At 72.7% G+C, this 13,417-nt stretch carries 10 protein-coding genes; 6 read left to right on the top strand and 4 right to left on the bottom strand.

What is annotated here, in order from left to right; translation table 11 throughout:
- Positions 1 to 12: 12 nt before the first annotated feature.
- Positions 13 to 885 (top strand): hypothetical protein, encoded by an 873-nt coding sequence (locus BIU96_RS02040; RefSeq protein WP_071290949.1) that lies wholly within the window; start codon positions 13 to 15, stop codon positions 883 to 885.
- Positions 886 to 1,018: 133 nt separating this feature from the next.
- The gene (locus BIU96_RS02035; protein WP_071290948.1) at positions 1,019 to 2,494 is read left to right on the top strand and encodes an APC family permease; all 1,476 of its coding nucleotides are present in this window, start codon (positions 1,019 to 1,021) and stop codon (positions 2,492 to 2,494) included.
- A 118-nt stretch (positions 2,495 to 2,612) separates the two neighbouring features.
- Here the strand turns inward: BIU96_RS02035 and BIU96_RS02030 are convergent, their stop codons facing one another.
- A complete protein-coding gene (locus tag BIU96_RS02030; protein WP_071290947.1) occupies positions 2,613 to 3,449 on the bottom strand; it encodes a LysE/ArgO family amino acid transporter in 837 nt (278 codons plus the stop codon).
- 69 nt (positions 3,450 to 3,518) lie between these two features.
- Here BIU96_RS02030 and BIU96_RS02025 point away from each other — a divergent pair, with 69 nt between their 5' ends.
- On the top strand, positions 3,519 to 4,427 hold the full coding sequence (locus BIU96_RS02025; protein WP_071290946.1) for a LysR family transcriptional regulator ArgP: 909 nt from the start codon (positions 3,519 to 3,521) through the stop codon (positions 4,425 to 4,427).
- Between the two features lie 141 nt (positions 4,428 to 4,568).
- Here BIU96_RS02025 and BIU96_RS02020 read toward each other — a convergent pair whose 3' ends face one another.
- Positions 4,569 to 5,114, bottom strand: a complete 546-nt coding sequence (locus BIU96_RS02020) for a TetR/AcrR family transcriptional regulator (RefSeq protein WP_071290945.1) — start codon at positions 5,112 to 5,114, stop codon at positions 4,569 to 4,571.
- Positions 5,115 to 5,258: 144 nt separating this feature from the next.
- On the opposite strand from BIU96_RS02020, the gene BIU96_RS02015 reads away from it, so the two are divergent.
- Together BIU96_RS02015 and BIU96_RS02010 are read left to right on the top strand one after the other, a co-directional pair.
- The gene (locus BIU96_RS02015; RefSeq protein ID WP_071290944.1) at positions 5,259 to 6,293 is read left to right on the top strand and encodes an aldo/keto reductase; all 1,035 of its coding nucleotides are present in this window, start codon (positions 5,259 to 5,261) and stop codon (positions 6,291 to 6,293) included.
- A gap of 195 nt (positions 6,294 to 6,488) precedes the next feature.
- Positions 6,489 to 6,986 carry a hypothetical protein gene (locus BIU96_RS02010; protein ID WP_071290943.1) on the top strand — a complete coding sequence of 166 codons (498 nt, stop codon included), beginning with the start codon at positions 6,489 to 6,491 and terminating at the stop codon, positions 6,984 to 6,986.
- Positions 6,987 to 7,001: 15 nt separating this feature from the next.
- Here BIU96_RS02010 and BIU96_RS02005 read toward each other — a convergent pair whose 3' ends face one another.
- Both BIU96_RS02005 and BIU96_RS02000 read right to left on the bottom strand, forming a co-directional pair.
- Entirely contained in the window at positions 7,002 to 7,781 is a 780-nt protein-coding gene (locus BIU96_RS02005) for an Fpg/Nei family DNA glycosylase (RefSeq protein ID WP_071290942.1), read from the bottom strand.
- Between the two features lie 50 nt (positions 7,782 to 7,831).
- Entirely contained in the window at positions 7,832 to 12,541 is a 4,710-nt protein-coding gene (locus BIU96_RS02000) for an ATP-dependent helicase (RefSeq protein WP_071290941.1), read from the bottom strand.
- A gap of 163 nt (positions 12,542 to 12,704) precedes the next feature.
- On the opposite strand from BIU96_RS02000, the gene BIU96_RS01995 reads away from it, so the two are divergent.
- Positions 12,705 to 13,385 (top strand): PadR family transcriptional regulator, encoded by a 681-nt coding sequence (locus BIU96_RS01995; RefSeq protein ID WP_071290940.1) that lies wholly within the window; start codon positions 12,705 to 12,707, stop codon positions 13,383 to 13,385.
- Positions 13,386 to 13,417: the final 32 nt, after the last annotated feature.

The raw sequence follows: 13,417 nt of genomic DNA, 5'->3' as shown, positions 1-13,417 counted from the left end.
CAGGATGGTGGGGTGAACGCACCTCGCCTCGGCCTCCTGCTCGACGTCGACGGACCCATCGCCAGCCCCGTCTCGCGCACCATCGCGATCCAGAGCATCGTCGAGGACCTCGTGGCGCTCGCCGCCGAGGGCATCCCCGTCGTCTTCAACACCGGGCGCAGCGACGCCTTCATCCGGAGCGAAGTCGTGGGGCCGCTGCTGGCCGGGGGTCTCGCCGCCGGTGGTCGCGTGCACGCCGTCTGCGAGAAGGGCGCTGTCTGGTGCTCGATCGGCCCGCAGTACGAGGGCGGGATGGGTGAGCTCACCGTTGCCGAGGACCTCGCGCTGCCCCGTGACTACGCGGACGAGATGCGCGAGCTGGTGCGTGACGAGTACGCGGACCTGGTGTTCTTCGACGAGACGAAGCGCGCCATGGTGTCGATCGAGCAGCGCGTCGAGGTGCCGAACGCGACCTACCTCGCGCGGCAGCCGGAGTTCGACGCGAAGGCGATGGCGGCCCTTCAGCGCCGCGGCCTCGGGGTCCGCCGCCTCGACGACGTCCGCCCGGACGCCGACGGTGCCGTGCAGTGGCGCATCGACCCGACGATCATCTCGACCGACGTGGAGTCGGACCGGAGCGGCAAGGACCTCGGGGCCGAGCGGTCGCTCGAGCTCCTCGCGCAGGACGGCGAGCTGCCGGTGGCGTGGCGCACGATGGGCGACTCCCGGAGCGACTACGCGATGGCCGACTGGTTGCACGCCCACGGCCACGACGTGGCGCACGTGGACGTCCGTCCCGCCGACGGGGTGCCGGCGACGCCGTACCCGGTGCTCACCGCACCCGACGGCGTGATCCACGACGAGGCCGGAGCCCGGTTCCTGTCGGACTGGCGCCGGTCCGTCTGAGCCGACCCGTGCCTCCAGGCCGGTACCGACCGCGCGGACGACCGCGCGCCGTGCATCCCGGCTGTTTGCGTGCCGGGCTGGTACACCAGTAACCTCGCGTGGTCCGCCGCCAGCCGATGACGGGAACCACCCCATGGCACCGAAGCTCCGCATCAAGTCCATCGAGGCCTCACTGGCCGACTCCGAGGAGCAGGGGCGCTCGCTCAAGCGGTCGCTCCGCACCTTCGACATCGCCGCGATGGGCATCGCGGTCGCGGTCGGTGCCGGCATCTTCTCGGTCGGTGCGAACGCCGCCGCGAACTTCGCCGGGCCGGGCGTCATCGTCTCGTTCCTGCTCGCCGCCGTCACGTGCGGCCTGGCCATCATGTGCTACGCCGAGTTCGCGTCGACGATCCCCGTCGCCGGCTCCGCGTACACCTTCACCTACGCGACCATGGGTGAACTGCTGGCCTGGATCGTCGGGTGGGACCTGATCCTCGAGACCCTGACCGCCAGCGCCGTGATCGCGAAGTACTGGGGGATCTACCTCAGCACCGCGTTCGGCGTCTTCGGCGTCGACCTGCCCGACACGATCCAGCTCGGCCCGATCCCCTTCACGTGGGGTCCGGTCCTGATCGTCGGCATCTTCACGGTGCTGCTGGCCTTCGGCACCCGCCTGTCCTCGCGGGTGTCGGCGGTCATCACGATCATCAAGGTCGCGATCGTCGTCTTCGTCATCGTCGCCGGTGCCTTCTTCGTGAAGGCCGCGAACTTCACACCGTTCATCCCGCCGGCCGAGCCGACGAAGGGCGCCGAGGGCAGCGTCTGGACCCAGTCGCTCGTGTCCTGGTTCACCGGGGCCGAGCCCGCGCAGTACGGCGTCTTCGGCCTGCTCGCCGCGGCGTCGCTGGTGTTCTTCGCCTTCATCGGCTTCGACGTCGTCGCGACCAGCGCCGAGGAGACCGAGAACCCCCAGAAGACCCTGCCCCGCGGCATCTTCATCGGCCTCGGCATCGTGACCCTGCTCTACGTCGGCGTCAGCATCGTCATCACCGGCATGGTCTCGTACCAGCGCCTGGCGGAAGAGGACGCGCCGTCCCTCGCCTCGGCCTTCGACATCGTCGGGCTGCCCTGGGCGGCCGGCATCATCGCGATCGGTTCCCTGATCGGCCTGACCACGGTCGTCATGGTGCTCCTGCTCGGCCTGTCCCGCATCGTCTTCTCGATGAGCCGCGACGGCCTGCTGCCCCGCTGGTTCTCGCAGACGAACCCGAAGACGCAGACCCCGGTGCGCGTGCAGGTCGTCGCCGGTGTCGTTGTGGCGCTGCTGGCCGGGTTCACCGCGGTCGACAAGCTCGAGGGCATGATCAACATCGGGACGCTGTCGGCGTTCGTGCTGGTGTCGATCGGCATCGTCGTGCTGCGTCGTTCGCGGCCCGACGCGCCGCGGGCCTTCCGGGTGCCGTGGTCGCCGGTGCTGCCGATCGTGTCGGCCGTGCTGTGCTTCTGGCTGATGCTGAACCTCGAGGTCGAGACCTGGCTCCGCTTCGTCGTCTGGCTCGTCATCGGCTTCGCGATCTACTTCGGGTACAGCCGCCGGAACAGTCGGGTGGGCAAGGGCCTGCAGTAGCGGGGCGCGGCCAGGCGGTGCGCGCTGCGCGCGCTGACGAATCACGAATCCGACATCGAACCAGTCCAGCAGGGCGGTTCGACGTCGGATTCGTGGTTCGACGTCAGCGCCTCCGCGCCTAAGCGCCCAGCACGAGCGCGGCGCCGAAGCCGAGCATCACGAGCGCGACCAGCCCGTCGAACACGCGCCAGGTCAGCGGCTTCGCGAACAGCGGCCGGAGCAACCGCCCGCCGAACCCGACGCCGGCGAACCACAGGCAGCTCGCCGCCACCGCGCCGATCGTCCAGGCCCAGCGGTCGTCGACGCCCTGCTGGTTCGCGACGGACCCGAGGAACACCAGGGTGTCCAGGTAGACGTGCGGGTTCGCCCACGTGAAGACGAGCATGGTGGCCACCGCCGCGCGCATGGTCACCTCCTGCTGCCGGCCTGGAGGCACGGTGCGCGCCCGCCCCGTCACCCCGCCCGCGCAGGTCTCCGGTTCCGCGGCGCTCGCTGCGGGGGCGGTCGCGCTGGCCGCGCGGGTGTCCGGTTCCGTCCCGCTGTCGCGCCCCGCCACGAACGTCGCACCCGCGGGTGCGGGGGCGCGATGCCCACCAGCGGGTGCGACCACGGCGACCCCGTCGTCCGGCGCTTCCTCCTCCACCCGGATCGCGTCACCCGACGGTCGGAGCGCCCGACGCGCTGCAAGCACGCCGTAGGTCACGAGGAACGCCGCCCCCACGAACCGGACCACGACGAGCGCCACCGGGAACCGTTCGACCACCGCCCCGACACCGAGCACCCCGGCCACGATGAGCACGGCGTCCGACACGGCGCACACCACGACGGCCGCGGCGACGACCCGGAGCCGCGCGCTCACCGCGAGCCGGAGCAGGTACGTGTTCTGCACGCCGATGGCGACGATCAGGGCGAGTCCGGTGCCGAGGCCGGAGAGCAGGGGGAGGAGCACGGTCACGGTCCGACGCTAGGGCCGGAGCGGCATGCAGTACAGCTCACGTTCCTGATGCTGCGTAAGCTGCGCTGCATGGTCCGGTTGCAGCGTGAACACCTCGAGACCCTCCTGGCCGCGGTCGACCACGGCACGCTCGACGCGGCGGCCAAGGCCCTGGCGATCACCCCGTCGGCCGTGTCGCAGCGGATCAAGTCGATGGAGCAACAGCTCGGTCGGGTCCTGCTGCAGCGGACGACGCCGGTGCGGCCGACGGCGGACGGCGAGGTCGTCCTGCGCCACGCGCGGCAGGCGCAGCTGCTCGACGAGGAGACCTCCCGCGCGCTCGGCGGCGGGGACTCGCTGGTGCCGTCGATCCCGCTCGCGGTGAACGCCGATTCGCTCGGCACGTGGTTCCTCGATGCGCTGGCGCTGGTCCGTGCCGACACCGAGGTGGTGTTCGACCTGCACCGTGAGGACCAGGACCGCACCGCCGAACTCCTGCGTGCGGGCACGGTGATGGCCGCCGTCACCGCCGAGGCCGACCCGGTGCAGGGCTGCTCGTCGGTCCCGCTCGGCGTCGACCGGTACCGGGCCGTGGCGTCGCCGGCGTTCGTCGCACGCTACCTGTCCGGGGTCGACACGGAGCGGCGGATGCTCGGGCAGCTCGACCGGGTGCCCCTCGTGGACTACGACCGCGCCGACGACCTGCAGCAGGGCTACCTCCGTCGCGTGCTCGGGCACGCTCCGTCCGGCCCGCGGCACTTCGTCCCGACCTCGGCGGACTTCGCCCGTGCGGTGTCGCTCGGCTTCGGGTGGGGGATGCTGCCGGAGGCGCAGTGCCTCGAGGCGCTCGACCGTGGCACCCTCGTCGAGCTCACGCCGGGGCGCCGGGCGGACGTCGCCCTGTGGTGGCAGCGGTGGAACCTGGCGTCGCCGCTGCTCGAGCGGGTCACCGAGGCCGTACGGGCCGTCGCGGCGGAGCGGCTCCACCCGGCGCGCTGAACGCCAGCACCGACGCGCCGCGCAAGCCCACCGCGCGCGAGCCTGCCGCGCGCGAGCCTGCCGCGCGCGAGCCTGCCGCGCGTGAGCCTGCCGCGCGCGAGCCCGCCGCGCGTGAGCCTGCCGCGAACGCCGGCCCGCTGGTCAAGCCGTGGCCCGGTACCGCAACCCGTCGACCAGCAGCCCGACCATGAGCTGGCTCTGCTCCGCCGACTGCGCCCCGTGGCACAGGTCGCCCACGGCGCGCAGGAGCTGCGGGGCGTCGATGTCGGGCCGGATCGTCCCTGCGGCCGCCGCGGCGGCGAGCAGCCCTCCGAGCGCGTCGCCGAGCCGCCCGATGAAGTAGTCGGGCAGCGCTTCGAACGCCGGGTCCCCGGAGTGCAGCGCGGCGGCCAGCCCGCGCTTGGTTGCGACGAAGTCGGTGAAGCGCTGCAGCCACTGCGCGAGTGCCTCGTCGGGGGCGAGGGCGGCGGCGAGGTCGTCGGCGGCGTCGGCGCAGGCCTCGACCGCGTTCCGGAACACCGCGACGACCAGGTCGGACCGCTGGGGGAAGTGCCGGTAGAGCGTGCCGACCCCGACCCCGGCCCGGTCGGCGATGACCTTCGCGGGGGCGTCGACGCCGTCGGTGGCGAAGACGGCCTTCGCGGCGTCGGTCAGGGCGTCGAGGTTGCGACGGGCGTCGGCGCGCACGGGTCCTCCTGGGTCGGGACGGCGCGGGCGCACATCCGGGGTTGCGGAAACGGAAAGACGTTCCGTATAGTTCCGGAAGGGCGTTCCACTTCGGACCACGATACGACACCGCGGACCAGGACGCTATCGACAGGAGGCATTCCCATGCACTACCGCACCCTCGGCCGAACCGGCATCCAGGTCAGCCCGTTCGCCCTCGGCGCCATGATGCTCGGCACCGACGGCAGCATCGGCAACGGCGACGAACAGGACTCCATCCGCATCGTCCACCGCGCCCTCGACGCCGGCATCAACCTCATCGACACCGCCGACCGCTACTCGCAGGGCGGTTCCGAGGCGCTGCTCGGCAAGGCCCTGAAGGGGCGCCGTGACGACGTCGTCCTCGCGACGAAGTTCAACGGCCCGATGGGCGACGACCCGAACCGCCGCGGCAACTCCCGCCGCTGGATCACGACCGCCGTCGAGGACTCGCTCCGCCGCCTGCAGACCGACCACATCGACCTGTACCAGGCGCACCGCCCGGACGACACCGTCGACCTCGAGGAGACCCTCTCGGCCCTCACCGACCTGGTCCGCAGCGGCAAGGTGCGGGCGATCGGCAGCTCGGACTTCCCCGCGTCGATGCAGGTCGAGGCGCAGTGGACGTCCGAGCGCCGGGGCCTCGAACGATTCCGGACGGAACAGCCCACGTACTCGATCCTCAACCGGGGCATCGAACGCGAGGTCCTCCCGGTCGTCGAGCGGTACGGCATGGGTGCCCTGGTCTGGAGCCCCCTCGCCGGTGGCCTGCTCACCGGCCGCTTCCGGAAGGGGCAGGACAGCGACCTCGCCCGCGTCGGCATGTTCCGCCACAACCAGGACGAGCGCCGCATCGACGCGGTGGAGCAGGTCGTCGCCCTGTCCGAGGAGACCGGCATCCGGATGACCCACCTCGCCATGGCGTTCGCGATCGCCCACCCCGGCGTGACCAGTGCCCTGATCGGCCCGCGCTCGATCGAGCAGCTCGACGACCTGCTCGAGGGTGTCGACGTCACGCTCCCGGACGAGGTGCTCGACCGGATCGACCAGATCGTCCCGCCGGGGTCCGACGTCGGTCGGCTCGACCAGCAGTACAACCCGCCGGCCGTCCTCGACGCCACCCTCCGACGCCGCCCGGTGGCGGCACGCGCGGCCGGCTGACAGGCAGACGGGCCAGGGCCCGCGGCCCCCGAACCCTGGCCCGGCCCGGCCCTGCCCCCGGCCGACCCCCGACCCCGGCCGCCCGGCCCCCGCCCCGGCGGCCCGGCGGCGCTGGCCGGACCGGCCGCCCGAATGCAGCGCGCGCCGTGGCTCGTCTGGGACGGCGCTCACCGGGGCTCGCCTACCGTCCTGGGCATGTCCACGCGAGCGAAGACCGCCACGGCGCTGCTCGGCGCCGCCGCCATCGCCCTGCTGCTCACCGCCTGCGACCCCGGCGGCGCCCAGAACCCGAACCCGGTCGGCAAGGTCCCCGGGTCGGAGGAGAAGTCGCAGTCCGCGCAGTGCGACGTCGCCTCGAGCGCCGCCGTCGACCTGATCGACAAGGCGGTCGGCACGCACGACAAGGCCGAGTTCGCGAACATCCAGAAGGGCGACGGCGGCTGGTACCTCGGCGCGACGATCGTGCCCGAGGACAGCAACGACCCGAACGACGACGAGGTCACGATCTGGGCGTCCACCGACGACCCGACCGCCGACGACTTCGACGGCCCGCTCTACGCGGTGAACCAGACGGCGAAGGACGCCACCGCCGACGAGTCCAGCTCGGTCTCGCCCGCTCCGAGCTCCTTCAGCGCGGACTCGGAGCTCGCGCAGCAGGTGGAGAGCTGCGTCGTCGAGGCCTCCGACCGTTGATCGCGGGCGGACCGTTCAGGTCTGGCAGCGCGGGCACCAGTACGTGTCGCGCAGCGTGAGGTCGGACTCGCCGAGTTCGCCGTACCGGATCGGTGTGCCGCACCGCAGGCACGGCTTGCCGGCCCGGCCGTAGACCCAGAAGCGTCGGCCCGGGCGGTCGACCCCGGTCGTCACGCGCGCGCTGCGGTCGCGGTTGGCCAGGATCAGCTTGCTCGCCAGTGCGATGGTCCGTGCGGGGTCGCGGGTCTCGCTCACCGGACGCGTCGGCAGCACCCCGCGCAGGAAGCAGAGTTCGTTCCGGTAGACGTTGCCGAGGCCGGCGAGCACGCGCTGGTCGAGGAGCGCCAGCCCGATCGGTCGCGTCGGGTCACGGGTGAGGTTGTCCAGCGCGAGGTCGGCGTCCCAGTCCGGGCCGAGCAGGTCCGGGCCAAGGTACCCGACGACCTCGTCCTCGTGGTCGCGCGGGACGACCTCGAGCACACCGAGGGCGAACCCGACCGTCGACACGTCGTCGGCGTCGAGGATCGCCCGGGCCTGGTGCGCCGGCCGACGCCACCGGTCGTCCGGGCCGTAGACGTCCCACCGGCCCTCCATCTTCAGGTGCGAGTGCACGGTGAGCTCACCGATGTGGTGCAGCAGGTGCTTTCCGCGGGGGACGACCTCGTCGACCGTCTGCCCGACGAGGTCGAGTGTCGCGAACGCTGGCACCCGGAAGTCGCTCCGGGTCAGCACCTTCCCCGCCAGCGCGGTGTGCAGCCGACGGGCGGCCCGGTAGACGGTGTCGCCCTCAGGCACGGGTCACCTCCGGCGCGTGGTCGCGATCGGGCCTGGAGGCGCGGCTCGCCTCACACACGGAGCCGCAGTCCCTGCGGGGTTGCGGTGAACCCTGCCTCGCGCAGCGCCGCGCCGAGCGGCGACTCGAGCACGAACGCCCCGTCCACCCGCTCGACCGCGAGCTTCCGCAGGCCGGTCCGCACGATCCCGGCGATGGAGGCCGCCGCTGCCGACAGGTCCGCCGGGTCGTCTGTGAAGGTGAGCACCGACTTGCCGCCGCGCTCGACGTAGACCGCGAGCTTCCCGTCGACCGTGGTCACGAGCGCGCCGGCCTTCCGCCCCGGACGGTGGCCACGCCCCGTGGTCTTCGTCGAGCCCTCAGGGGCATCGGCGTCGTCCTCGACGGTGTCCCCGGTCGGCCACGGCAGCGACGCTCCGTAGGGGTTCGCGGGGTCGGTGGCGGCGAGGGTCAGTGCCTCGCGCTTCCGGTCGGGGTCGGCGCGCTCGTCGTCGTCGAGGTCGCGCGCGTACGTCCGGAGCCGGTCGATCGTGGGCCCGGTCGCGAACTGCGCAGCACCGAGCCCCTCGATGAAGTACCCGCGGCGAGCCCGCCCGGACTCCTCGAACCGCGAGAGCACGCGGTACACCCCGGCGAACCCGCCACGGACACCCTCGACCTGCACGGCGCCGCGGGTGACCACGCCGTACCGCTCGAGGAGCTGTTCCGCGGTGGCGGCAGCGCGGACGGTGGAGTCGGACTCGGCCAGGGGCAGCAGGGACCACCGGCCACCGACGGACGGCGGACCGGCTTGGGCCGGCATCGTCGGACGCCGACGCCCGCGGTACGCCCGTGCCCGTGGTGCACTGGTGCCCTTCGCCTTGCCGCCGAGCATCGCCCGCAGCGGCGCGAAGGTGTCGTTCGTGATCTGGCCGGCCCAGACGAGGTCCCAGAGGGCGGTGGTCAACGCCTGGTCGTCGGTGCTGCCCACAGCCTGCCCGAGCTGCCGGAAGAAGTACGCGCCGCCGCCGGCCAGGGCCGTGAGGACGTCGCGCTGGAGCTCGGTGGTGTCGTCACCCGCGGGTTCGGCCAGCGTGGTCGGGGACGTGTCGGCGAGGTGCAGGCGGACCCAGCCGTCGTTGCCGGGCAGCGTGCCGCCGCCGGACCAGAGGACCTCGCCCGTCGCGGTGAGCTCGTCGAGCATGCTCGGTGCGTAGTCGGTCACCCGGGCGGGCAGCACGAGGGTCTCCCACGAACTGGCGGGCAGCGCGACGCCGGCGAGCTGGTCGATCACCTGCAGCACACCGTCGACGCCACGGAGTCCACCACGGGTCCCCGGGGTCTGCACGTGCTGCCACGCCGGCAGGAACCGGGCGAGGGTGTCGGGCGAGACCGGCTCGACCTCGTGCCGGAGCGCCGCGAGCGACTTCGTGCGGATCCGACGGAGGACCTCGGAGTCGCACCACTCTGCGCCCTGTCGGTCGGGGCGGAACTCGCCCTCGACCACGCGCCGGTCGGCCACGAGTCGGCGCAGCGTGTCCTGCACGACGGCGATGCCGAGCCCCAGGCGCCCGGCGGCGTCCTGCGCGGAGAACGGCCCGTGCGAGCGGGCGTACCGGCCGATGAGGTCGCCGAGCGGATCGGCGACGGGCTCGATGAAGGCCGTCGGCACCCCGATCGGCAGCGGCACGCCGAGGGCGTCACGGAGGCGTGCAGCGTCCTCGATGACGGCCCACCGGGTGGCTCCGGCATGCGAGAACGAGAGGACCCGGCGGTCGCGTTCGAGGGCGGTGAGCGACCCCTGCACCGTTGCGAGGGCCTCGGCGCGGTCGGTGGCCTCGGCCAGCCAGCTCCGGTCCACGACCTCGTCGAGGTCGAGCGCGCCGACGAGCCGCAGCACGTCGACGATGCCCTCGGCGTCCCGCGCCCGGCGGTCCGGCGAGAGGCGCTGCAGGTCACGCTCGACCCCGGCGATGACGGCCGGGTCGAGCAGTTCGCGGAGCTCGGCACGGCCGAGCAGCTCGCCGAGCAGGGTCGAGTCCAGCGACAGCGCGGCGGCTCGTCGTTCGGCGAGCGGGGTGTCGCCCTCGTACATGAACGCCGCGACGTACCCGAACAGGAGCGACCGGGCGAACGGCGACGGCTGCTCGGTCTCGGTCTCGACGAGCCGGATGCGGCGACCGGCGATGTCGTCCGCGATCCCGAGCAGCGACGGCACGTCGTACACGTCCTGCAGGACCTCACGCACGGTCTCGAGCACGATCGGGAACGACGGGTACTTCTGCGCGACCTCGAGCAGCTGCGAGGCCCGCTGCCGCTGCTGCCACAGTGGCGAGCGCTGCCCCGGGTTCCGGCGCGGCAGCAGGAGCGCGCGCGCCGCGCACTCGCGGAACCGCGCGGCGAACAGGGCGGAGGCCCCGACCTCGTCGGTGACGAGGGCTTCGAGGTCGTCGCGCTCGAAGACGAACAGGTCAGCCCCCGGCGGCTCGGCGTCGGTCTCCGGGATCCGGACGACGATGCCGTCGTCGGCCGCCATCGCGTCGCCGTCGATCCCGTGGCGTTCGCGGAGCCGAGCGGCCACGGCGAGGGCCCACGGCGCGTGCACCTGCATGCCGTACGGGGAGTGCAGGATGAGCCGCCAGTCCCCGAGCTCGTCACGGAAGCGCTCGATGACGAGCGTGGTGTCGTTCGGCACGTGCCCGGTCGCGGCACGCTGGTCGCGCAGGAACGTGAGCAGGTTCGTGACGGCGCGCTCGTCGAGCCCGCCGGCGGACACCCGGGCGCGGGCGTCCTCGTCGGAGGCGCCCTCGACCTCGCGCACGAAGGCCCCGGTCGCGCGGCCGAGCTCGGCGGGTCGGCCGATGCCGTCGCCCTTCCAGAACGGCACCCGCCCCGGTTGGCCGAAGACCGGGCTGACGATGACCCGGTCGTGCGTGATCTCCTCGATCCGCCAGCTCGTGGCGCCGAGGGCGAAGACGTCCCCGACGCGGGACTCGTAGACCATCTCCTCGTCGAGCTCACCGACGCGGCTGGCCTTCTCGCCGACCATGAAGACGCCGAACATGCCACGGTCCGGGATGGTCCCGCCGCTCGTCACGGCGAGCCGTTGCGCACCCGGACGACCCGTCAGGGTGCCGTGCACGCGGTCCCAGACCAGGCGCGGTCGGAGCTCGGCGAACTCGTCGCTCGGGTAGCGTCCGGTGACCAGGTCGAGCGTCGCCTCGAACGCGGAGCGGGGCAGACCGCTGAACGGGGCGCTCCGCCGCACCAGGTCGAACCAGTGCTCGACTTCGACGGTGTCGATCGCTCCGGCTGCCACGGTGTGCTGCGCCAGCACGTCGAGCGGGTTCGAGGGCACCGCGATGGACTCGATCTGCCCGGAGACCATCCGCTCGACGGTCACGGCGCTGTTCACCAGGTCCGCGCGGTGCTTCGGGAACAGGACGCCACGGGAGATCTCGCCGACCTGGTGTCCGGCGCGGCCGACGCGCTGCAGACCGCTCGCGACGGACGGCGGCGCCTCGACCTGCACGACCAGGTCGACCTCGCCCATGTCGATGCCGAGCTCGAGCGAACTCGTCGCGACGACGCAGCGGAGCCGTCCGGACTTCAGGTCGTCCTCGATGATGGCGCGCTGGTCCTTCGACACGGAGCCGTGGTGCGCGCGGGCGAGCACCGGTACCGTGGCCTCGGATCCGCCGCCACCGGTCTGTCCGGACGCACCGATCATCTGCGCCGGCGGCCGAGCGTGCGCAGAGAGCCTGGCCGGGGACTGGGCACGGGGACCGGCGGCCGGGAGTCCGTCGTCTGCCGGGGACGCCCCGGCCGGGACGAGCATCCCGTCGCCGGCCGCGGCGAGCACGCGGTCCTGGTGGATCTCGTTGAGCCGCGCGGTCAGCCGTTCGGCCAGCCGCCGGGAGTTCGCGAACACGATGGTCGATCGGTGTTCCTCGATCAGGTCGACGACACGTTCTTCGACGTGCGGCCAGATCGACCCGTTCGACGGCGCGTCGGAGGCATCGGCGCCGACCGGGGGCGCACCGAGCTCGGCCATGTCGTCGACCGGCACGACCACGCGGAGGTCGAAGGTCTTCTGCGCGGGCGGCGCGATGATCGTGACGGGTGCCCGGCCGCCGAGGAACCGAGCGACCTCTTCCGGTGGCCGCACTGTGGCGGACAGGCCGATGCGCTGCACGGGCTTCTCGAGCAGGTCGTCGAGGCGCTCGAGCGACACGGCCAGGTGCGCGCCGCGCTTCGTCGACGCGACCGCGTGCACCTCGTCGACGATGACGGTGTCGACGTTGACGAGGGTCTCGCGTGCCTGCGACGTGAGCATGAGGTACAGCGACTCGGGCGTCGTGATGAGGATGTCCGGCGGCTGGCGGAGCAGCCGCTGCCGGTCGGACGACGGGGTGTCGCCGCTCCGGACCCCGACCGTGACGTCCGGCGGTTCGAGCCCGAGCCGCCGGGCGGTCTGCGTGATGCCGACGAGCGGGCTGCGGAGGTTCCGCTCGACGTCGACGCCGAGCGCCTTCAACGGTGAGACGTAGAGCACCCGGGTCCGCTGCTTCGCGGGCGGCCGGTCGGACGCGCTGATGAGCCGGTCGATCGACCACAGGAACGAGGCCAGCGTCTTGCCGGACCCCGTCGGGGCGATGACGAGCGCGTGCTGCCCGGTGGAGATCGCGTCCCAGGCTCCGGCCTGCGCTGCCGTCGGTGCGTCGAAGGCACCGCGGAACCACTCCGCGGTCGCGGGGGAGAAGCGCTCGAACACGTCCGTCATGGTCCGTCCCATCCTGCCCGGCGCCACCGACAGCGAGCCGTGCCAGGAGTACCCCTTGACAAAGCGATAGTTACCGATCTATCGTTAACGCATCGCGACAGTGCCGGAACAATCCGGAACACATCGCGAGCCAACTTCGAACAGACAGCTGAAAGGAGTCATCATGCGCCCCATCGATGACCACGACCACACCCACCACGACCACGGCCGACGCGACCAGCGCGGCTTCGGACCCCGCGGGCCCCGCTTCGGCGGCGCGCGGCAGCACCACGGCGCCGGCTTCCCCGGCCGCGACCGTGGCGACCACGACCACGGACGCGGCTTCGGCGGCCCGGGCTTCGGTCGGGGCTTCGGCCTCGGCACGGGCTTCGGCCCGGGGTTCGGCGGTCCCGGCTTCGGCCGGGAACGCCGCCGCCGCGGCGACGTCCGCCTCGCGATCCTCGGCCTGCTGGCCGAGGGCCCGCAGAACGGTTACGCGATCATCAAGACGATCGCCGAGCGCACCGGCGGCGCCTGGAAGCCGAGCCCCGGCTCGGTCTACCCGACGCTCCAGCAGCTCGTGGACGAAGACCTCGTCGTCTCCACGGGCGACGGCCGGAAGACGCTCTTCGAGCTCACCGACGCCGGCAGGACCGAGGCCGAGGCGAAGGCCGACGAGATCGCCGCGGCGTGGGAGTCCACGCCGGGCCTCCCGGACTCGCAGCGCGAGTTCTTCGAGGCGCTCCGGAAGACCATGGGCGTCCTGCACATGTACCGGACGAGCGCGACCGAGGAGCAGACCAAGGCCGCCACGGCCAAGGTTGACCAGCTCCGCAAGGACCTGCTGCAGATCCTCGCCGACTAGCGAGGCCAGACAGCGGACGGGAGGCACGGTGC

It is taken from the genome of Curtobacterium sp. MCBA15_008 (assembly GCF_001865065.1).
In the GTDB taxonomy this organism is placed as follows: Bacteria; Actinomycetota; Actinomycetes; order Actinomycetales; family Microbacteriaceae; genus Curtobacterium.
This window is presented reverse-complemented; position numbering and strand designations above follow the sequence as displayed.

Bases quoted from the DNA above. Each gene is read 5' to 3' on its own strand.
- BIU96_RS02015 (WP_071290944.1), top strand. From the start codon at position 5,259: ATGCACTACCGCACCCTCGGCCGAACCGGCATCCAGGTCAGCCCGTTC.
- BIU96_RS02010 (WP_071290943.1), top strand. From the start codon at position 6,489: ATGTCCACGCGAGCGAAGACCGCCACGGCGCTGCTCGGCGCCGCCGCC.
- BIU96_RS01995 (WP_071290940.1), top strand. From the start codon at position 12,705: ATGCGCCCCATCGATGACCACGACCACACCCACCACGACCACGGCCGA.
- BIU96_RS02000 (WP_071290941.1), bottom strand. From the start codon at position 12,541: ATGACGGACGTGTTCGAGCGCTTCTCCCCCGCGACCGCGGAGTGGTTC.
- BIU96_RS02035 (WP_071290948.1), top strand. From the start codon at position 1,019: ATGGCACCGAAGCTCCGCATCAAGTCCATCGAGGCCTCACTGGCCGAC.
- BIU96_RS02025 (WP_071290946.1), top strand. From the start codon at position 3,519: ATGGTCCGGTTGCAGCGTGAACACCTCGAGACCCTCCTGGCCGCGGTC.